The organism is Paraglaciecola sp. IT1134 (assembly GCF_058068185.1).
The window spans coordinates 2214912-2235895 of sequence record NZ_CM176486.1; the positions used below are offsets into that span (position 1 = coordinate 2214912).

At 46.5% G+C, this 20984-nt stretch carries 18 protein-coding genes; 10 read left to right on the forward strand and 8 right to left on the reverse strand.

Annotated features, from left to right (window positions below; genetic code table 11):
- Position 1 precedes the first annotated feature (1 nt).
- Positions 2-814, forward strand: a complete 813-nt coding sequence (locus AC3RV5_RS09665) for an alpha/beta fold hydrolase (protein WP_489731711.1) — start codon at positions 2-4, stop codon at positions 812-814.
- A gap of 87 nt (positions 815-901) precedes the next feature.
- Here AC3RV5_RS09665 and AC3RV5_RS09670 read toward each other — a convergent pair whose 3' ends face one another.
- Positions 902-1057, reverse strand: coding sequence for a hypothetical protein (locus tag AC3RV5_RS09670; protein WP_489731712.1), 156 nt, complete (start codon positions 1055-1057; stop codon positions 902-904).
- A 225-nt stretch (positions 1058-1282) separates the two neighbouring features.
- On the opposite strand from AC3RV5_RS09670, the gene AC3RV5_RS09675 reads away from it, so the two are divergent.
- Positions 1283-2389 carry an SGNH/GDSL hydrolase family protein gene (locus AC3RV5_RS09675; RefSeq protein WP_489731713.1) on the forward strand — a complete coding sequence of 369 codons (1107 nt, stop codon included), beginning with the start codon at positions 1283-1285 and terminating at the stop codon, positions 2387-2389.
- A 6-nt stretch (positions 2390-2395) separates the two neighbouring features.
- Here AC3RV5_RS09675 and AC3RV5_RS09680 read toward each other — a convergent pair whose 3' ends face one another.
- A complete protein-coding gene (locus AC3RV5_RS09680) occupies positions 2396-2608 on the reverse strand; it encodes a DUF3565 domain-containing protein (RefSeq protein WP_489731714.1) in 213 nt (70 codons plus the stop codon).
- A 297-nt stretch (positions 2609-2905) separates the two neighbouring features.
- On the opposite strand from AC3RV5_RS09680, the gene AC3RV5_RS09685 reads away from it, so the two are divergent.
- Both AC3RV5_RS09685 and AC3RV5_RS09690 read left to right on the forward strand, forming a co-directional pair.
- On the forward strand, positions 2906-3538 hold the full coding sequence (locus AC3RV5_RS09685) for a MarR family transcriptional regulator (protein WP_489731715.1): 633 nt from the start codon (positions 2906-2908) through the stop codon (positions 3536-3538).
- Positions 3538-4263, forward strand: coding sequence for a DUF3307 domain-containing protein (locus AC3RV5_RS09690; protein WP_489731716.1), 726 nt, complete (start codon positions 3538-3540; stop codon positions 4261-4263). The genes AC3RV5_RS09685 and AC3RV5_RS09690 overlap by 1 nt, the downstream gene beginning before the upstream one ends.
- Here the strand turns inward: AC3RV5_RS09690 and AC3RV5_RS09695 are convergent.
- From AC3RV5_RS09695 to AC3RV5_RS09710, 4 genes are all read right to left on the reverse strand, one after another.
- Positions 4260-4559 (reverse strand): 2OG-Fe(II) oxygenase, encoded by a 300-nt coding sequence (locus AC3RV5_RS09695; RefSeq protein WP_489731717.1) that lies wholly within the window; start codon positions 4557-4559, stop codon positions 4260-4262. The two genes, AC3RV5_RS09690 and AC3RV5_RS09695, sit on opposite strands and share 4 nt — an antisense overlap.
- Positions 4560-4633: 74 nt before the next feature.
- Positions 4634-6079: a sensor domain-containing diguanylate cyclase gene (locus tag AC3RV5_RS09700; RefSeq protein ID WP_489731718.1), complete on the reverse strand. Its 1446-nt coding sequence runs from the start codon at positions 6077-6079 to the stop codon at positions 4634-4636.
- A gap of 117 nt (positions 6080-6196) precedes the next feature.
- Positions 6197-7471: a glycosyltransferase gene (locus tag AC3RV5_RS09705; RefSeq protein WP_489731719.1), complete on the reverse strand. Its 1275-nt coding sequence runs from the start codon at positions 7469-7471 to the stop codon at positions 6197-6199.
- An 11-nt stretch (positions 7472-7482) separates the two neighbouring features.
- Positions 7483-8694 (reverse strand): GGDEF domain-containing protein, encoded by a 1212-nt coding sequence (locus tag AC3RV5_RS09710; RefSeq protein ID WP_489731720.1) that lies wholly within the window; start codon positions 8692-8694, stop codon positions 7483-7485.
- Positions 8695-8810: 116 nt separating this feature from the next.
- On the opposite strand from AC3RV5_RS09710, the gene AC3RV5_RS09715 reads away from it, so the two are divergent.
- Positions 8811-9869 carry a 2-dehydropantoate 2-reductase gene (locus AC3RV5_RS09715; RefSeq protein WP_489731721.1) on the forward strand — a complete coding sequence of 353 codons (1059 nt, stop codon included), beginning with the start codon at positions 8811-8813 and terminating at the stop codon, positions 9867-9869.
- Here the strand turns inward: AC3RV5_RS09715 and cysZ are convergent.
- A complete protein-coding gene (gene cysZ / locus AC3RV5_RS09720; RefSeq protein ID WP_489731722.1) occupies positions 9866-10582 on the reverse strand; it encodes a sulfate transporter CysZ in 717 nt (238 codons plus the stop codon). The genes AC3RV5_RS09715 and cysZ overlap by 4 nt on opposite strands.
- 213 nt (positions 10583-10795) lie before the next feature.
- Here cysZ and smc point away from each other — a divergent pair, with 213 nt between their 5' ends.
- From smc to AC3RV5_RS09740, 4 genes are all read left to right on the forward strand, one after another.
- Complete coding sequence (gene smc / locus AC3RV5_RS09725; RefSeq protein WP_489731723.1) at positions 10796-14272, forward strand: chromosome segregation protein SMC; 3477 nt, start codon at positions 10796-10798, stop codon at positions 14270-14272.
- 20 nt (positions 14273-14292) lie between these two features.
- Positions 14293-15615 carry a cell division protein ZipA gene (gene zipA / locus AC3RV5_RS09730; protein WP_489731724.1) on the forward strand — a complete coding sequence of 441 codons (1323 nt, stop codon included), beginning with the start codon at positions 14293-14295 and terminating at the stop codon, positions 15613-15615.
- Between the two features lie 61 nt (positions 15616-15676).
- Positions 15677-17710 carry an NAD-dependent DNA ligase LigA gene (ligA, locus tag AC3RV5_RS09735; protein WP_489731725.1) on the forward strand — a complete coding sequence of 678 codons (2034 nt, stop codon included), beginning with the start codon at positions 15677-15679 and terminating at the stop codon, positions 17708-17710.
- Between the two features lie 6 nt (positions 17711-17716).
- On the forward strand, positions 17717-18055 hold the full coding sequence (locus tag AC3RV5_RS09740; protein ID WP_489731726.1) for a DUF3392 domain-containing protein: 339 nt from the start codon (positions 17717-17719) through the stop codon (positions 18053-18055).
- Between the two features lie 23 nt (positions 18056-18078).
- Here AC3RV5_RS09740 and AC3RV5_RS09745 read toward each other — a convergent pair whose 3' ends face one another.
- Positions 18079-18612 (reverse strand): DUF2062 domain-containing protein, encoded by a 534-nt coding sequence (locus AC3RV5_RS09745; RefSeq protein WP_489731727.1) that lies wholly within the window; start codon positions 18610-18612, stop codon positions 18079-18081.
- Positions 18613-18661: 49 nt separating this feature from the next.
- Between AC3RV5_RS09745 and AC3RV5_RS09750 the strand changes: the two genes are divergently transcribed.
- Positions 18662-20938 (forward strand): DNA internalization-related competence protein ComEC/Rec2, encoded by a 2277-nt coding sequence (locus AC3RV5_RS09750; protein WP_489731728.1) that lies wholly within the window; start codon positions 18662-18664, stop codon positions 20936-20938.
- Positions 20939-20984 lie beyond the last annotated feature (46 nt).

Here is a 20984-nt window from a genome sequence, read left to right on the forward strand (position 1 = left end):
ATTGAAATTAATTATATTGCTATTTGTTGTCATATCTTTCTTAGGTTGTACAACCCTACCTAATGCTCAGAAAATGACGACAAAGTATGGTGAGTTTAGCTATCAATTATCTGGTGAAGGTAAAGGCAACCCAACCATAATTTTAGAAACGGGTGCGGGAGATGATATGACAGAATGGCAATCATCCCTCAGTCGTTTCGAGCAGTATTCGCAAGTGTTTGCCTACAATAGAGCTGGCTTTAAAGGTAGCGATAGTCAGAATAAACAAAGAAATGCCCATACAATTGCTATCGAGTTGCGAGAACTGTTAAAAGAAGTAAACATACCACCTCCGTATATTTTAGTTGGTCATTCACTTGGCGGGCTATATATGAGAGTGTTCGCTAACACATTTCCAGATGAAATTGCTGCGGTTATTCAGATTGATTCAACTCACCATGAAATGATAAAAAACTGCACGGATCCTGAAGGGAACTTCTATGAAAACCCCACTGGAATACCGTGGTGGGCTTTTTTAATCTTACCTAATGTAGTAGCAGGCGAGACTAAAGAGTTATGTAGAAGTTTAGATATAGCGAGTGAAAACAAGTCTTTTCCTAAAGTACCATTAGTTGTGCTTAGTTCAAATAAAGTGCCAAATGGTATTGAGGAAACAAGTGAAAAATGGAGAGGGATGGAAAATCAGCAAAAGCACCTTGCTACTATTTCGCCAACTTCAAAACATATAATTTGTAGTGCATGTGGACATTATGTGCATCAAGATAAACCGGAGTTAATCACCGAAGCTCTCGAATGGATCTTTGATAAGCTTTAAAGCACGGAAACGTATAACACATTTGAGCCTCTGGTAGGTCAATAGGTACTAGTCTTCTTTTTGACCGCGCCAGCGGTCAAACCCAAATCAATCAACAAAGCCGTTTATTTCATCTGTCAAATTCGCTGTCAGGTCATGGCCTATAACAAACACATACAGAGCTGCGCCGGTCACCGGCTCTCTTATTGCGAACCCATCGCAGCCCGCTGAGCCAATTTCCATTTTGGTGGCAGGGGCAGACATTTATCGGTTAACCATTAGAGGTAACGGGTTCCATTTGGGGTGTTGGCGGTGGGATTATTGCTTAACTCTATATGTTAAACACAAAACTTGACGCTCCTTCTCTATGCTTGCATTGTTAGGAGCGTTTTGTTGTTGGGTTAAACACTTGTTGTGTACCAGCTAAACATCAGATTGTTATCATTAAATAATAACCGCTGTAATGAAATTAGTATTGGAGAGGCCGCTATGTTAACCAGACAAATGAAGTTCAGCAGTGTAATTGTCTTGAGCTTGATGTTATATGGCGCGCCTAGCTCAGCGTTACAGACCATAAAGGCTGATGATAGTCATTATCAATTCAGCGGACGAGTAGATTTTAGCCAACCAGGTAAAGCCTACCTGAGCTGGCCTGGCAGTAGCATTAAAATGCGTTTTAGTGGCACCAGATTGAAAGTGATGATGGCGGATGACAAAGGGCGAAATTTTTATAACATCATTGTCAATGGTCAAGACTCTTACCCCCAGGTGTTAGCCACCCAAAAAGGCCTGCATAGTTATGATTTAAGTCACATGTTGGACACATCCCCTACGACCATTGAAATATTTAAACGCACAGAGGGCACGGAAGGAGGCACTTATTTTCATGGTGTGCAGCTCGAAGAGGGAGGGGCATTAATGCCACCTCCATCCCTTCCGAAACGCAAGATAGCGTTTTTCGGCGATTCTATTACCAGTGGTATGGGCAATGAAGCTCCCGTCAACGGCGACGACAACTTGTCTGCACAGAAAAATCATTATCTGTCCTATGCACCCATGACTGCCCGCTTGCTCGATGCTGAGTTTCATACCGTGTCCCAAAGCGGTATAGGTTTTATGATCAGTTGGTTTGATTTTATCATGCCCAATTTTTATGATCAGTTGACAGCGACGGGGAATAACCACAGCCAATGGGATTTCACGCAATGGCAACCTGATGTGGTAGTGGTTAATTTGGGCCAGAATGACAGCTGGTTGATTGACAAAGAGCAGCGTTTAGAACCCCATCCCGAGCCAGCACAGATCATTGATGCTTATGTGAATTTTATTGAGTCCTTGAGGAAAGTCTATCCTAACGCTCAGTTTATCTGTGTGCTTGGAAGCATGGATATTAGTGCCAATAACCAATGGCCAGATTACATCACGCGGGCCATTGCTCTTATCAAAGCAGATGATCCCACGGCCAAAATTGACAACCTGCTTTTCCCCTATACTGGGTACGACAAACACCCCAGAGTCGCCCAACATAAAAAAAATGCTAGGCTGTTGGCAGCTAAAATCCGCTATTTGATGAGCTGGCATCCAAATTCAAACTAACGAAGTTCAGATAGGCTGGTAATCAAGGGGAGCTTGCTGGTCGCATTTTTTGCAATCAAGTTGGTAACCTAACTTGTGTTTGCGTCCAGTGGCGGTAACTACCCAAGGTCGGTTCGTCCAGGGGGGATTGTGGCGCACATGCTGAAAATGACCGCAGGCGAGGCGGGCAACCCAATGCCCTTCATCATCTTGGTGATATCCGGCGATCGGCTGGTGCATGATTGGCTATCTCCCCGCGAATGCATTTTAGCGTGTAGTGCTGGTTGGTTTTGGCCTGTGGTCCGGGCCAAAAGGGTGAACGTATCGCTCAGCGTAACTCGGCGCTGCTCGTTAGACAATCGAACACTTATGCTTAGTTAGCCTGCAAACAACAATCTTTTGCGACTGTAAAAACTAATAACAATTACTTTAGGATGTTATTTTATATAACAATCATTTTTGATTGTTATATTGGTTTACAACTTAATCCTAAACCACTAGACTGGGGCGAGTGAGTCAACAGACATGGGGCATATTATGTTTGCGGTGTTAACGGGTGACATAGTGGACTCGACCAAGATGAGTCCAAGTGATTATCAAGCAGCTATTGAAATGTTCAGGCAAAACATCCAATATTTTGAGCAACATTATGGTGCTACCGGCGAAATATATAGGGGAGATAGCCTGCAGATATATTTCGATCAGCCTCAATATTCGATGAAAAGTGCCGTGTTGTTGAAAATGTTTTTACTGCAATCACAGGCGACCGCTAAGCCGATAACGGTCACGCTGGCTTTGGGGTTAGGTGAAGCAAGCATAATTGGGGTGACCCCGGGCGTATCTCAAGGTTCAGCTTTTACCTATTCGGGCCGAGGCCTGGACAACGCTAACAGTGGTGAGTTGTCTTTGCATGCAGAGAGTTTGGAAATACAACAAAAACTTGCTCTGGCCACTAAATTTTTAAACCACTTATTGTCTTCACTGACCCGGATACAGGCCAAGGTGTTATATCACTATATACTGATGGATTACCCGACCCACCAGAAGCTTGCGGACCGGCTGCAAACTAGTCAGCAGAATGTGACCAAACATCTGAGTCGTATCGGGGCCCCCCTGGTCGAAGAATACTTGGTGTTTTTCGAGCAACAAATCATACAGGCGAATGACTGATGGAATTACTCTTGCTGTTGATTATGGCCCATGCGGTGGGTGACTTTTATGTGCAGCGCCAGACATGGATCAGGTGTCGCAATGATAACCATCTGTTATCAATTGGGCTGCTTAAACATTTCCTCTCCCATGTTTTATTGTTAGTGATCGCCCTGTGGCTCAGTGGTCATCTGAGCTTCAAGGGCTACCTGGTGATCGCCCTCGTCAGCTTGACCCACCTGCTAATTGATCTATGGAAGTCCTATAAACCCCAGAACCTTTACTATTTCATATTTGACCAGCTGTTACATCTGACTGTTTTGGGTTTGGCCTGGGTATTATTGTCTGATTTCAGTTTAGGGCAGATAAAGGCGCAAATGGGTCTGCTGTTAGATGTTAAATTTATGGCTATTGCTACCGCTTATATATTGGCGTGCAAACCCGCCTCTATTGCAATTGGCATAGGATTAAATGGCCTGGCGGAACAACTCAGTAGTAAACAGGCAGGTTTGGTGTCTGCAGGCCGGTGGATTGGTTATTTGGAGCGCTGCCTGATCATTTCGTTTGTATTAATAGGTCAATTTGCCGGCGTGGGATTTTTATTAGCCGCTAAAACAATCTTTCGGTTTGGCGATTTGACCAAAGAGCATGATATGAAATTAACTGAATATATGATGCTTGGCACCTTGATCAGTTTTTCACTGGCGCTATTTCTAGGCTGGTTGGTAAGTCATACCGTGTTTTAAAAGGTAAAGGATAAACTGAGCAGCACACGTTCACCTTGTTCAATACGTGACACACTGTGTTCATATTTGTCGGGTCTGAATAAATAAATACGTCCAAACAAGTTCAAAATACTCTTCTTGCACCAAAATATACCCCCCACCTTGGGCTGCTTCAGTACGATATTAAACTTGTAGTATTTGGCATCAGGCATAGGGTCGATGTGGGTCAATACTTTATGCTGATTGGGGTAAGTGACTATATAAGCAGAAAATATTTTAGATGTGAATAACACCTTGTTACGAACACGGGCAAGCACGGTTACCTCCGTAAGTTATAAACAAAAAACGATTATACCAGCCATCATCTTTAGAAAGGCGATGACACCGGCATTTATTTTTTGCGTACACAATTTTTACCGTCCCGTTTTGCCTGGTATAAGGCATCGTCTGCGATTTTAATTAGCCGCTCAATAGAGCGGGCTTCCTGAGTGTAGGTTACCCCGAAACTGGACGACAAAGACAAGGTTTTATTCTCAACCTTTATGGGGTGTTGCGCAATTTTATCACAGGTGCGCTGAGCAATTTGACAGGCGGTATCTATATCTGTATCCGGTAACAAAATGACAAATTCTTCGCCGCCCCAGCGCGCTATGGCATCGTCATCACGCAATTCAGACTGTAATAAGTGCGCTATTTTCACCAATGCTTTATCACCGGCGTTGTGTCCGTTGGTATCGTTGAACTGTTTGAAATTATCAATATCCACCATGATTAGACTGGCTGACTGTTTAGCCCGGACAAGCTTGTCAAAGCGCCAGTGCAGATGGGTACGATCATGTAATTGGGTGAGATGATCCAGTTTATGTTTATTGGCTATTTCCCGCTCGAAATAGCCAATAATCATATGGGCAACGATAAAGATCACAAAAATAACCAATAATATGTATAAGGTTTTACGCGTAAAGGCCTCGGTACTGGCGCTTTTGCGTGATTCTAAGGGACTCAGTAAATACATTTTCCAATGCAGGGCCTTTAGATCTATCTGGGCTATGAGGGTCGATTGTTGCCCCGTTTTCACAATAATATTATTAAAACTAGGTAAACGTTGCTGAGTAGGACTCAGTGCCTGAAACCAATTTAATTGGGATAACGATAAAATCCGGTTGCCATCTGCTAATAAGGTACTGTCTGAGGATAGCACCACGTCTTTATTACTGTTGACAAAAACAAAGTCATATCCAAAAGAGTATTTATAATTATCAAAGGCTTCTAAAAAGACGTTTAAACGTTTGCCGACTCCGATAAAACCTAAAAAGCGACCGTGTTCGTTGTAGACTTTTATGTCGAAATAAATATGGATATCCTGGCGATTCCCCAAGGCTGCTACCACGCTTTGGGATTGTTCTTTGACCCTGAAGTACCATTCCACTTCGCCTTCGATCAACTCAAGAGTTGAACCATCTGAATTGTATTGTTTACGGCTGGTATCGCTGGCGACGAAAAAGTCTAATCCGTAATCGAGAGACATGCGTTTCATTAACGTCAACATAGCGACATCATCAATACGGGTAGCATTCATCAAGGCCCGCAGTTTTGGCGTTTTGGCCAAAATTTGTGCGGTATACAGAGGTTTAACCAGTTCTTCTGTAACCAAATCAAAAGCAGGTGACATAGATTGTTGCTGCAGGCGACTTTGTACTTCAACGGAGTCTGACAAGGTTAAATAACCACTTATCGCCACCGCGACGGCCATAACAAACAACATGGTGGGTATTTTAAGTTTAGAATAACGGGCTTTTTTATGGTTAATAATAGTCAAGGTCTTACTCTTATTCATATGCTTTTTATTGTTCTAACCTCAGTTTACCTTTTTATATCACCAATCAACATGCAATTTTAGTTGTATAAACCGGGTGAAAAACCAACACTTTGCTAAATTGCACGTCAGGCGGTTTTATTTTTTACCTGGTCCGTCAAGTTGTATATGTTGATTTTTTGCTTCTATCCACTGCGCCATATACTGGGTGCTTTTATGCTGATGATGCTGCAACATAGTGCCGGTAAAATTGGCCAACCTGTGCGCCGCCAGATTTTGTTTAACCAGCTGCAAACGAGAGATCACTTCAGGCCCCAATTCGCGGCCATCAAAGTTTTGTTTAAGCAAGGTGTAACCTCGCAGTTGGCTGGTCTGCCAAAGCGTATGTTGCTGATATAAAGCGACGGCGCCCTGTGCTATGCCTGCTGGTGTATCAGCAATGACCCCTGGCCAGCACCGTTCTTCGCCCATACCCTCTGCACCAATTGCCGTCGTCACACTGGGCGTTCCGCATAACATGGCTTCAGCCAGTTTACCTTTTAAACCTGCACCAAAACGCAGTGGAGCAAGGCAAACCCTGGCGGCCCGCATCACAGTTGGCGCATCTTCGGCCCAGCCTTTGACAAGAAAGCCCTGGCGGGAATTATGTAATTGTGTGGCTTTTGGGGGGGGATATGCCCCGTAAATATGCAGCTCGGCTTGGGGTAGCTTGGCGCGGATCAAAGGCCATATTGTGGACTTTAACCAGAGAACGGCATTCCAGTTCGGTGCATGACGAAAATTACCTATGCTGATAAAATGCTGGCGCTGGGGCCAATTGTCTTGCTCGTTTAGTAAAGATTGTTGCTCACACTCGCCAACATCTAACATAAAAGGGCAGTGGTGTAGCAAAGCCCCGGGTACCCCAAAACGTTCTTGCAGCAAGGCTATTTCATAGGCGGAAATGATAAGACTGAGATCACAACGATAAATAGCCGCGACCTCCCGCTGGGCTAAGTCGCCTTTTAAAAGTTCATCCGTTACTGGCTGTTGTGTGGTGAAGGCGCTATGGCGAGCATGGCGCAAACAATGCAAATCTTCGGTATCGAGCACCCTAAGAGCTTGGGGGCAATGTTTTGCGACCCGCCAACCGAACTGCTCTTCGAGCATAAAACGGTCGAAAAGTACGAGGTCCGGGCTTAGGTTAGCAACGAAGCTATCGAAACTTGCGCAATTTAAGGCGATACTTTTCTCGGCAATCCCCAGCAGGTTTAAATCCAGCTTGTGATCGCCTTGTGCTGCAGGGCTGGCAAAGGTTAGCGACCAACCCTGGCGGATAAATAACTCTAATAAACTAAGCATATGTTTGCCCGCTGCCGAGGAGTTGGGCTCAGGCCAGACATAACCTATGACTAATACTTTTTGGATTGACATAACATCACTCGCTAATTTTTGGCTAGTTGAACGCAATTACGCCCGGCTTTTTTGGCCGCGTACAAGGCGATGTCAGCCTGTTTCATAATGTCAGCAAACTGGTGATGCTGGTTGGTGGATTGGGCGATACCGAAACTGGCGGTAATTTTAACGGTTTTCCTGCCCGTCGCTTGGCTGCTGATTTTTTTCGGCGGTTTTTTCGGCCGGGACTTATCTCGCAGCGTAATGGGATAATCAGCGATAGCCTGCCTGATGTGTTCGATATAAGGGCGTGCTTGCTGAACATTGGTACGCGGGAAAATAATGATGAACTCTTCTCCACCGTAACGAAATGTTTTGCCACCACCTTTGACCTTATTCAAACGACTGGCCACCAACTTTAATACGTCGTCTCCTACATCATGGCCATAGGTGTCGTTAAATTTTTTAAAATGATCGATATCCGCCATAACAACACAATAGTTACGTCCCAGGGTATTGACGTATTGCATCAACGCCCGGCGAGAGGGAATGGCGGTAAGCTCATCCACAAAGGCCATATTAAAACTGTCTTTGAGTACGGCGTAAATATAGCTGATACCTAAAATACAAATGAATACCCGGGTGAGTAAGCTGTCGGCATAAATCTGGATGGCCAGTAATACCCCCATAGTTAATAACAAGGCACTGTGACTGTTGTCGCTTATGCACATATATTTTACTAAAGCTGCCAGCAAAAGCATCGCTATGCACAGCCACTCAAATGGCGTAAATAGAGCATTGAGCTGTGGATCGAGTTGATAAAGGTAGGGGTAAAGAAAGGCTAATTGTGGTTTGCTGATTGCCATTAGGTAGGGAATGGCATACCAGGCAACAACAGCAATTAGTGCGAGCTGCCCAGCGGTTACCAGCAAGTTCAACGGTGCAAAACCTTTGTCTTTACTCCAAATCAACCAGCAGACTTGTAGCATTATGATACTTGCAAGGGCTGCATGGACGGCAGGCGTCATGGGCAACCATTTGTCTAACGACAATCGCATAATAAGCAGTAACAGGCAGCAAAAAAATAATCGGCTACGACCAAATTGAAAGCAAATGACTGCCGCTATGGCCAAAATGGCGTAAGCCAACCAGTCTAACGGGGCGAACCAGTGCTTTAGCAACGTTGCTTGAAACTGAATGACCAATACCACCAGAATAAAAAATAACAGCGAAGGCAACAGGTGTTTGACAAAATTTTGCAAGTATCTCAAAAACTACACTCGAATCAGAACAAAGGCTTATTGTATGAAATTTTCAGCCGCATAATAAGAGCATGTGCTAACTTGTCATTGATCTTGCGCCTTTTTTTGGAGTTAACTTGAGTTCACATGTGGTATTTGGTGCGGGTCTGGTAGGCTGCTATCTTGGGGGAGCCATGCAGGTTAATGGGTTAGATGTGCAGCTGGTTTGCCGCCCGGCAGTAAAAGACAAACTGGCCCAAGGCCTAACCCTGACCGACTATCAAATCCACAAAGCACAACTTGGGCCCCCGGCGTTTATCGACTCCCATAAGCTCTGTGCTCACCAGCCGGGGGAACTGGCCTGTGATTATCTGTGGCTTACGGTGAAATGCACTGGAGTGGAGCAGGCCATGGGAGATATTCGGCCATTGATCAGCGGACGTACAGTGATCCTCTGTTGTCAAAACGGCCTGGGTTCACAGCAGATTGTGCAACAGGCGTATACCGGTAATCTGGTGTTGCGAGTAATGGTGCCCTTCAATGTGGTGGAGTTGCTGCCAGGGCAGTTGCATCGAGGATCCCAGGGGGAACTTTGCATTGAGTCCGCCCCGTTCAACGGGGTAACGGATGTTTTGGTCAATGCCCTCAATAGTGAGCTGTTACCTGTTACCCAAACCCAAGATATGCAATCCTTACTTTGGGCCAAATTGCAGTTGAATTTGGGCAACAGCGTTAACGCATTGGCGAACATGCCTGTCAAAGCCATGCTTGAGCAGCGTGACTACAGGCGGGTGGTCGCCGCCTTGATGGACGAATTGTTGGCGGTGACAGATGGGCTGGGTATCACTTTGCCCAAAGTCACGTCACTGGGGGCGCACCAGGTGCCTTTGATATTGCGCCTGCCTAATTTTTTATTCAAGCTACTGGCTAACAAGATGTTGGCTATCGACCCACAAGTTCGCACTTCCATGTGGTGGGATGTCTCTCAGGGAAAACCTACGGAAATTGCTTATTTAAATGGGGCGGTTGTGCGTTTTGGCGAACGTCTGGGTATCCCTTGCCCGGCTAACCAAAAGATAGTGGACTTAATTGAAGGCTTACCTGATAACCCAAAGGTTGACTATGACGCCAAGCAACTATTGGCGCTGATAATCTCGTCTAATCAGATCTCGTCTAATCAGATCTCGTCTAACTAGACCTTGTGCCGCAAGTCTTCTACCCACATGGCCGTGGCGCCACAGATCGCTACCGGCATGACCAGAAAGTTGACCACAGGGATCATCGAAAACAGACTCACGGCTATGCCAAAACTGAAACAGTTGCCGCGGCTTTGATGCAAAGTGCGGCGCATATTCTTAAACGATACTTTGTGATTATCAAAAGGGTAATCACAATATTGGATAGCCATCATCCAGGCAGTGAACAAAAACCATAAAATTTGGCCAATTATCGGCAAAATGAAAAATAACAATAAAAAGCCCATGGCTCTGGGTAAGTAATAACCGAGTTTAGACATTTCTCGGCCCAGGGTGCGGGGGATATCTTTGATTACGTCTACTATGCCGGCGTCGCCAATGGGCTGGCCGGTAAGATGTTGCTCAATTTTTTCTGCCAACAAGCCGTTAAAGGGGGCGGCTATCCAATTGGCCAAGGTGCCAAAAACCAGGGCGAAAATCAGTAAGATACTGATCACCGCTAAAGGCCAAATGATATAACCCAGGGCATTCTTCAACCACCCCAACCAATCGGGAATAAGCTCAACTAACCACACTATGGCAGGGTCTATCTGGCCAAACAAAAAATACAACGCAGTGGCAAACAAAATCAAATTGACCGCTAACGGGATAAATACAAAACGTCTTAAACCCTTGGTTTGAATGAGGCTGAACCCCTGAAAAAAATAATTCACGCTTGTGCCTTTAGAGTTTTTTATCTGAGCAAAGATAAAACATTGAAATAATTAGCAATTACGCACTAATACTTGAGGTATTATACTGACGCTTACCGGGACTGCAAAACGTCAATTGTTACACGTGATGACTTTTGCTACATTCGCAATGCGGCATGCACCATTCGAAGAGCACCATATATTAATGATAAAACGGAATACGCTTTGTAACTCATGCGCCTAACGAAAATCAAGCTGGCAGGCTTTAAATCCTTTGTTGACCCAACCAGTATACCTTTCCCCGATGACATGACCGCCATCGTTGGCCCCAATGGCTGTGGAAAATCCAATGTGATCGATGCTGTGCGCTGGGTATTGGGTGAGAGCTCGGCAAAAAATTTGCGGGGTGATGCTATGACAGACGTCATTTTTAATGGCTCCAGCGCCCGCAAGCCAGTATCTCAGTGTACGGTTGAATTGGTGTTCGACAACTCTGCCGGGCGTATACAGGGAGAATATGCTGCCTATCACGAATTGTCAGTCAAGCGCATCGTATCCCGAGATGGTCAGTCCAACTATTTGCTTAATCATGCCAAATGTCGCCGTCGGGATGTTACCGATCTATTTTTGGGTACGGGTCTTGGACCACGAAGTTATGCAATCATCGAGCAAGGTACAATTTCTCGCCTCATTGAATCCAAGCCACAAGAGCTGCGTGTATTTATTGAAGAGGCGGCAGGCATATCAAAATACAAGGAGCGGCGCAGAGAAACGGAAACCCGCATCCGTCATACCAAAGAGAACTTGGAGCGTCTTGCAGACGTGCGGGGTGAATTGGGCCAGCAACTGCAAAAGCTCGAACGCCAGGCCGTGGCAGCCAGAAAATATAAAACGTTGAAACAGCAAGAACGACAGTATAAGGGCCAGTTAGCCGCACTCAAGTGGCGCAAGTACAGTGCAAAAATCGCCGAACTGGAAAAAGACGCAATGCAACACCAAACGGATATTGATGTGTACATTGCCCAGCAACACGGGGACGAAAAAAACATCGTCCAGCACCGGGAAAAGCAGCAGGATCTAAAACAGCAGCTACAGGATATCCAGCAGCGCTACTTTTCCGTAGGGACAGATATTACCCGTTTGGAACAAACTCAGATCCACAGTAAAAAGCGCAGCCAACAGATACAACAAGAGCTCTCCAACTTACAAAGTAGCATAACTGACAGCGAACAGCGTGCTCACCAAACCACCCAACAGCTCGACGTACTGAGTGAAAAACTGGCAATCAGTGAACCCGAGTTGGACATTATCGAACAGACGTTACACCAGGCACAGCAAGAACTACAGGACGCTGAAGATGAATTTTCGCGCCAGCAAAACCAGTGGCGTAATCAAGATGAGGCCTTTAATCGACACAAACAACAAGCTCAATCCTGTCATGGCAAAATACAGTCAATTATGAACATGCAGATGCGCACTCAGCAGCGCATTAGTGAACTGGGGCAAGAATTAAAAGAGCTGCAAGACACGGTATTAAGCCAGCAAATCGAGCAAGCACAGGACGCAGTGCAAAGGCACAAAGCCCAGTTAGTAGCCCAGGAAAACCAACTGCAAGGGGCGCAATCAGTCCACCAGCAAGGGGTACACCAACTGCGCGAATGTGAACAGGCTGGTCTACTTAAACAGGGAAAACTCCAGGAGCTAACGGCTAGCTGCAGCGCCTTAAAAAGTGTACAGCAACTGAGTTCCCAATCTGACCAGCTATCGGATCAGCTTCAACAACAGGGCTTAAGCGGTCAACCCTGGTGGCAAACCCTTAACGTTAAATCGGGTTGGGAAAAGGCCTTTGAAACCGTAACGGCACAGTGGCAAGAGGCAGTGCTGTTAGATAGTCGCCCGGAGCTTAGGCAAGCAGAACAGATAAAAGGTGCCAAGCTACTGTTTAAGCAACACATGAGCGCTAGTTGTGTGGCCAATAGCCTGGCCAGCCAATTAGATAATCAGGCTGCGCCTGGGTGGCTAAATTCTATTCTGGTCGCCGATTCACTTAAGACGGCCCAGCAGATGTTAGCAAGTTTGCAGCCATGGCAAAGCGTGATCACCAAAGAAGGTATCTGGTTAGCCCAGGATTGGCTGATCAATGGCAGCCAGGAAGCGGAGGGCGGATTATTGCAACGGGCTAAGTTAATTGAACAATTAGAGCAGCAAATTAATTTGGCTGATGATAATTGCCAACAACACGCATTAGCGCTAAACAGCTTGCAAGACCAGGTTAATGCCTTAGAGGATGAATGGCAGCAAGCGAGAGAGGCCTTATCTGCTGGCCAGTTGTCCTTGGGACAAAAACACAATCAATGGGAGTTTTTACAACAGCAGCAGTCTCAAAACACCCAACGACAACAAAAATTAGCTCAAGAGCTGAAGCATCAACAGGCACGACTGGTGGATGAAGAGCAGCAACTGGAAATACTGGCTGAGCAGGCCCAGGAACTGGACCAGGTTTTAGCCAGTCTGGGGGAACAGCGCCAGGATTTTGACGTTATGCGTGAGAAGCAGGAACAACAGATCCGCACTAAACGCAGTCAGGTTGAGTCTGGCAATAATCAACGTCACCAATTGTCCTTGCAAATACAAGCCCAGCGCAACGAACAACAAAGCCTGCATAGCAGCGGGCAACGTGATGGGAGTTTGTTAAGCGACATGCAATACAAATCCGCCACATTACACACGGAACTTAGCCAACTTGCCGCCCCGCTTCACGACCAGGCGGAAATTTTGCAAACTTTATTGGAACAACGCTCTGCAACTGAACTCCAACAACAACAGATAAGTGTGTTACTCGCACAAACCGATGAATATTTAGCCGCAGCGCAAAAGGGGCAGCAGGCAGTGAATGCTAAAATCCAACTGATGCAACACGGGCTCCAAAGTATCAACCTTGAATCTGAAGGCTTTCGGGTTCGCGCTAACGGTATATTGGAACAACTACAAGAGATGCATCAACCACTCAAGCCCATACTTGACACCATGCCCGAGAACGCGGAACAAAGCCTGTGGCAGAAAAATTTGGAGCATACCTTGGCCGCCTTGGCCCGCTTAGGAGCCGTGAATTTGGCAGCAGTGGAAGAATATGACGTTCAGGCTCAGCGTAAACAACACCTGGATGTGCAAGATCAGGATCTGAGTTCGGCTCTGGAGACCCTGGAACAGGCGATCCGTAAAATTGACAAAGAGACCCGTACGCGGTTCAAAACCACCTTTGAGCAAGTGAATTCTGGTCTGCAAAGTCTGTTCCCCAAGGTATTTGGCGGCGGTTCGGCTTATCTTGATTTAACCGATACGGATCTATTAGAAACCGGTGTTACGATCATGGCCAGACCTCCGGGAAAGAAAAATAGTACAATCCACCTGCTTTCTGGTGGAGAAAAAGCGCTGACCGCTTTATCATTGGTTTTTGCGATATTTGCTTTGAATCCAGCACCTTTTTGTTTGCTGGATGAAGTTGATGCCCCTCTGGATGACGCCAATGTGGGGCGATTTTGTAAACTGGTGTCAGAAATGTCAAAAAATGTACAATTTATTTATATCACCCATAACAAAATAGCGATGGAAATGGCCACCCATTTAACCGGTGTTACTATGGCTGAACCGGGCGTTTCACGCATGGTAGCAGTCGATATGGATGAGGCGTTAGCCATTGCACAAGCATAACAAGGGGATGAGTTAATTCGATGGAAGATGTATTACGTTGGTCCTTATTTATTCTAGGCACTTGTGCCATAGCAGGTGTACTGGTTCATGGTTTGTGGGTTTCGCGCAAATCCCCGAGTAAAATTAAAGGCAAGAGTGATGGTAAACCATCAGCTAAATACCGTTTCTCGGCGAAATCCGCAGAAGGAATCAGCAAGAAAATTGTGCAGCCCAGCTTTTCAATGGATGACGACTTATCCGCACCAGAGAGCGGCGAAGAGAGTTGGCGATCGGAAAATCAACCCAGGGCCGAAGAAGCAATAGACACCCAGAGTGAGCAATTTGATGAGCTGGGGTTAAGTTCGGTCAGAGTAGTTAACCCGGGCAAAATAACGCCAGAGGTCACACCTGAAGAAGAGCAAGAGGTTACGCCGGTTGACGGATCATCTGAGGTCACGCTTCAAGACGAACCCAAGCCGACAACCCAAACCCAGCCCACGCCTGTCTCTGTATCCCCCAGTAAAATATACGCCTCTGTGGTGACTCAGCCCAAACCTGAGTATGCTGCTGCCCAAAGTGGCACTTACGCCCAAACCGGTCAGCCTCCTAAAAAGGCGGGTTCACTGCCTGAGCCACCGCCTTTTTTAATGAAAAAAGCACAGGAAGAGGAAACCCAATCCTTAGTGTTGGAAAACAGCCCGTCAGCCGACACAGATGAGCCACGAGCAGCGAAATCCCGGGTGCCGCACAAAGCCAGTTTGGCCGAACAGACACGCAACATGATGCATAGCCGCCAGGCAGAAAGCGCGAGTCGCAAACGCAAAGAGCCTAAATTGGCAGAAGACCAGTTGCATATTGATTTTGAAGGTGAAACACAGGTGGACTCCCAACCCAAGGTACAATCCGAGACTCAAAGTGCCGCTGCTGAGCCGTCAGCTCAGGAAGTACTGGTCTTGAATGTTAAATCCCTGGAAGACAAACCTATACTCGGCTCGGCCCTTTTACCCATGCTATTGACATTAGGTTTTAAGTTCGGCGATCAGGATATATTTCATCGACATGTGAATTCAAATGGTAAAGGACCGGTTTTGTTTAGTTTGGCCAATATGTTTAAACCCGGCGTGTTCGATATAGACAACTTGGAAAATTTTACTACCCAAGGTGTGTCATTGTTTATGATACTGCCCATAGAGGGGGATCCGCACCAAGTGTTTAATATGATGCACAATGCCGCGCGGAAAATTGCCGATGAGTTTCACGGTCAAATCCTTGATGGACGGCGCAACGTGCTAAGTAAACAAGGCTTGCAACAATATGTTGAAAGGATCCGAGAGTTTGAACGCAAACGCATGATGAACCGCTAAGGCGGTTTTTCCTCTTTGGATCTATCATCCCTTTTTAATTTGACTGTCAATGGAATCCCACATGGCTAATGCTCTGACGCCCAAGCAGCGGCTAGAACAACTGATCGCTAGGATCAACGAATACAACTACCAGTACTATGTGCATGATGAACCTACGGTTCCTGATGCCGAGTATGATCGCCTGATGCAAAACTTACAGGCAATTGAAGCACAACATCCAGAGCTGTTATCCACGGATTCACCGACCCAGAAAGTGGGCGGCCAGGCTCTGTCCGCGTTTGAACAGGTTGAACACGAAGTGCCTATGTTATCTTTGGATAATGCCTTTGATGAAGTGTCTTTGCTGGCCTTTGAGAAGCGCATCAAAGACCGCCTAAAACGTCAAGTGAATATCCAGTTTAGCTGTGAACCCAAACTCGATGGACTAGCGGTAAGTTTACTTTATGAAGAGGGCAAGTTGGTGCGCGGTGCGACCCGGGGAGATGGCAGGGTAGGGGAAAATATCAGTACCAATGTGCGCACTATCGCCAATGTGCCTTTAACCTTGCGCGGTGACAATTATCCCCGTCGTCTCGAAGTCAGAGGCGAAGTGATCATGACCCGTAGTGGTTTTCTTAAACTTAATACCAACCAATTGGCAAAGGGCAAAAAACCCTTTGTTAATCCGCGTAATGCGGCGGCGGGTAGTTTGCGCCAACTGGATCCAAAGATCACGGCGGCGCGGCCGTTATTATTTTACTGTTATTCATTGGGGCTAGTGGAAAATGAAAAACAACCCCTGGCTAGCACACACTCAGAGAGATTGGCCCAACTCCGGGAGTGGGGGTTACCCCTAAGTAAAGAGCTTTCAGTGGCGCAGGGTTCCCAACAATGTATAGCCTATTACCATAAAATTGCCGAGTTGCGCGACCAGCTGAGTTACGACATAGATGGTGTGGTGTTTAAGGTAGACGACATAAAGCTGCAACAAGAATTAGGGTTTGTGGCTCGGGCACCGCGATGGGCCATTGCCCACAAGTTTCCCGCTCAGGAAGAAATGAGCAAGCTAATCGATGTTGAATTTCAAGTGGGCAGAACCGGTGCAATTACGCCTGTTGCTCGTCTGGAGCCAACCTTTGTCGGTGGGGTTACGGTGTCAAATGCCACCTTGCATAATCAAGATGAAATACAGCGACTGGGTATCAAGATTGGCGATACGGTTATCATCCGTCGCGCCGGTGATGTGATCCCCCAAGTAGTAGGTGTGGTGACCGAGCAGCGCCCGAAAAATGCCAGCGATATAGTATTTCCCGTGACTTGCCCGGTATGCGATTCAGCAGTTGAAAAATTGGCAGATGAAGCCGTGGCGCGATGTACTGGTGGGCTATATTGCCCGGCTCAGCGCAAAGAGGCCATGAAGCATTTCGCCTCCCGTAAAGCCTTAGATATCGATGGTTTGGGTGACAAACTTATCGAGCAGTTGGTGGACCTGGAAAGGGTGAAAACGCCAGCGGATTTTTTTAGTCTGGACATTGCCCAATTAGCGTCTATGGAGCGTATGGGCGAAAAATCAGCGGCGAATTTAATCCAGGCCCTGGACCAGAGTAAAACGACTACGTTGGCGAAATTCTTATATGCTCTGGGGATCCGCGAAGTGGGTGAGGCAACAGCGGCTAATCTGGCTCAGCATTTCACCGATTTGCAGGAGATAGAAGCTGCCAGCCTCGAAGCCCTGCAAGAAGTGCCTGATGTGGGGGTTATCGTTGCTCAGCATCTCTACAATTTTTTTCGTGAAGAGCATAATCTACAGGTCATGCAGGCACTGATGAATGCTGGGGTTAACTGGCCGAAAATTGTAAAACGGATCCCCGAGAGTTTACCTTTGTCCGGTAAAACTTACGTATTAACCGGCACTTTAACTGAAATGGACAGGACTCAGGCCAAAGCCAAACTGCAAAACCTGGGAGCTAAAGTTGCCGGTAGTGTATCCGCCAAAACCAGCTGCGTAGTGGCAGGGGAGAAAGCCGGTTCAAAACTACTGAAAGCCCAGGAACTCGGGGTAACGGTTATCACAGAAACACAGATGCTGGCCATGTTTGCCGAGCTAGAGGGGTAAGCTAATATGGATTTTTCTTTAATCTGGACTGGGTTAGCAACCTTGAGTCGTTGGCTCAGCCCCTACTATTCACAAGTAGCGATGACCATAGTTGCCACTGTATTGGTCGTTTATGGGGATTTATTAAACAAACAAATCAAAAAATTATTAGCGCCTCATCATTTTGTGATCCGCACCATAGCCTTCGTTCTGATTTGCGCCTTTGGTTACGGGGCTCTTATCGTATTCAGTACCCCCCATGTCAAATTACTGTTGCTGCAAATTCCTAATCTGTATCGAGGGTTGAGCGTGGTGATAGTATTTTTATTGTTAGGTTATCTGGCGGAACATCGCCGTTATATCTAAATCCACTGTCGGCCGGTGATCCGCTAAGTTTTTGGGTTGCGGGCCGCGCGTTTTACCTGACGATGTTGCCAAGCTTTGATGACCGACAGACGCCAAATGTAATTCAAGGTGAAGTATCCTGCTAGACCGAAAAATACTGAACATATACCACAACCAAGTAAAAATGCCGGACCAATGGTTTCCAGACTTTGTACCACCCAATGCCAGCTGAGTTCAAATTTAAAGGCTTGGGTGCTGTGACCCAATACCGTGGCACCCACCAAGTAAGCGCCGTAAAAAATAGGCGGCATGGTAAACGGATTCGTGATCCACACTGTGGCCACTGACAGAGGTAGATTAACACGTAAAGGGATAGCTGCAGCGGCGGATAACCACATTTGAAAAGGTACCGGCCAAAAGGCAAAAAATAGGCCTATGCCAAAGGCCCCGGACGCGGAATGCCGATTTAAATGCCATAAGTTAGGATCATGCAGCAGGGTACCGAAGATCTGCAGTGCTTTTTGTTTCTTAACCTTATGATGATCGGGTAAAAAGCGTTTTATGAACTTTTTCAGCATAATTCTCTATAATGTGAAGTGAAGTGAAACAGCGGAAGTGCTCAGCACTATGGACGGAAGACTTTTCAGTTTTATTACGGCCAGCATCTCTGTATTACTTTGGCATTCCCTGCCACCTTTGGCTATTTTACCGATTATCGTCATCGTTGCCATCTTGTTATTCACATTCACTAAAAAGCATTCCTTTGGGCAATATGTTGCCTGGGGATTAATGGGCATATTTTGGCTTGGCAGTGTAGGGCATTGGCAACGTGGTTTGCAACTGCCAATGGAGCAAGTTACTCAGCCGGTGATCATACAAGGTCAGGTGGATAGCCTGATCCATAGTCGTGAACAGGTTCGCCTGACTCTCAAATTAGTTAAATCCGCAAATAAAAGTTATTGGTGGCAACCCCGTATTCGGGTGACCTGGGCTGAACCAGACTGGCCCCTCAAACAAGGTCAGCGAGTGCAACTTTTCGTTAAGCTCAAACCCCCCAACGGCTTGGCCAACGAGGGCGGTTTTCATTATCAACAGTGGTTGTTCAGCCAGGGCATAGTCGCCACAGGTTATGTCAAAACCTCGCCCGATAACCGGTTACTTCAGGATACCAGCAGTTACCGACAGACCTTGCTCGATAGCCTGTCGCTTCACCAGTTTGCCACAATGCCCTGGATTGCCGCGCTGACGTTGGGCGATAGAGGTTTGTTAGAGCCTAAGGATTGGCTGTTAGTGCAACGCACGGGCATAGCCCATCTTATTGCCATTTCGGGGTTGCATCTGGGGTTGGTCGCAAGCTTAAGTTATGCCTTGGTTAGTTTTTGCCTGCAGGGATTGTTTAGTCTGATAAAGAACTCACAAACAGTCAATTTCCATAAAATCGGCTTGTTAGCGGCATTAGTGGCAACCTTGGGATACGCCGCATTAGCTGGACTGGGAGTACCTACACTGCGCGCTTGGTTGATGTTGACCCTGGTGACGCTGGTGTTGATTAGCAACAGGCATTGGCGAGCCCGGCGGATTTTGTTGATCAGCGTATTTATGTTTATCCTGTGCTTTCCCTTAAGTCTATTCAGTCAAAGTTTTTGGTTAAGTTTTAGCGCCGTGCTGATCATCTGGTTTGTCTTCTGGCGCTGGCCAATTAAACATGTGGGGTTTTCTATTCGTACCTTTGTATTGGTACTTTGCCGAATTCAAGTGGCCTTGAGTGCCTTGATGCTGCCGCTAATAGCGTGGCAATTTTCTTTTGTATCCTTGGTTTCCCCCCTGGTTAATTTACTCGCCGTGCCCCTGGTTACGCTGCTACTGGTGCCACTTTGTTTATTAGGGGGGGTGTTTAGCGCGTTTGCGCCACAAATTGCCTATTGGCCATTTTTTGTGGTCAACGAAATAATACTAATTTGTCTTGGTGCATTGAATACTATCGCCCAGTGGCCCTGGAGCGCGCTGCGAATTCAAGCCATTCCCGGCTCGGTGTGGGCCATGACGACGTTGGGGATGTTAACGCTATTATTACCCAGAGGATTGATAACAAAAAAGGTGATCTTGTTGTTATTTATGCCGCTGCTGAGCTATTGCCTACCTAGGCAAATCCAACCTTGGCAAGTAGACTTTCTCGATGTAGGCCAAGGCCTGTCGGTTATCATCAGTAAAAATAACCACTATCTGCTCTATGATGTTGGGGCGGCTTACCCCAGTGGTTTTAATATGGCAGAGGCGGTTATTTTGCCCTTATTACAAGCCAAAGGGGTGAAACAGATCGCCATGTTGTTTATCAGTCATTTTGATAATGATCACAGTGGCAGTATGCCAGTACTGCTGTCTAATATCAGGGTCAAACAAGTGCTCACAAGCGCAGATTTGTGCCGGCAAGGCTGGCAACTAAACTGGCAAGGATTAACAATAAGCGCGCTGTGGCCGGACGACCCGACTCTGCACAATGACAACAATGGCTCATGTGTGTTGTTGCTAGATGATGGCTGGCACCAGGTTTTGCTTACCGGCGATATTGACGCAAATATAGAGCGGCGCCTGGTTAATCATTACGGCCCCAAGCTGCAAGCAGACATCTTGTTGGCAGCGCACCATGGCAGTAACGGATCATCTTCAGCAGAATTTATTGCGGCGGTTGGGGCCAAACATGTGATTTTTAGCCAGGGATTTATGAATCGTTGGCGGTTCCCCCGACCGGAGGTAGTAGAACGTTTTACCGAACCAGGGCGCACACTGTATTCCACCTCCGAGACCGGGCAGGTGAGCTTTAGACTGCTGCAAACTCGGGATCAAGGGATCCAAGTGTCGACTTTTCGCCAGCACACTTATCCTTACTGGTATGGGAATTATTGAGCTGCTGGAAGAGTATCTCGAAGAGTCTCTCGAAGAGTTGTTCAAA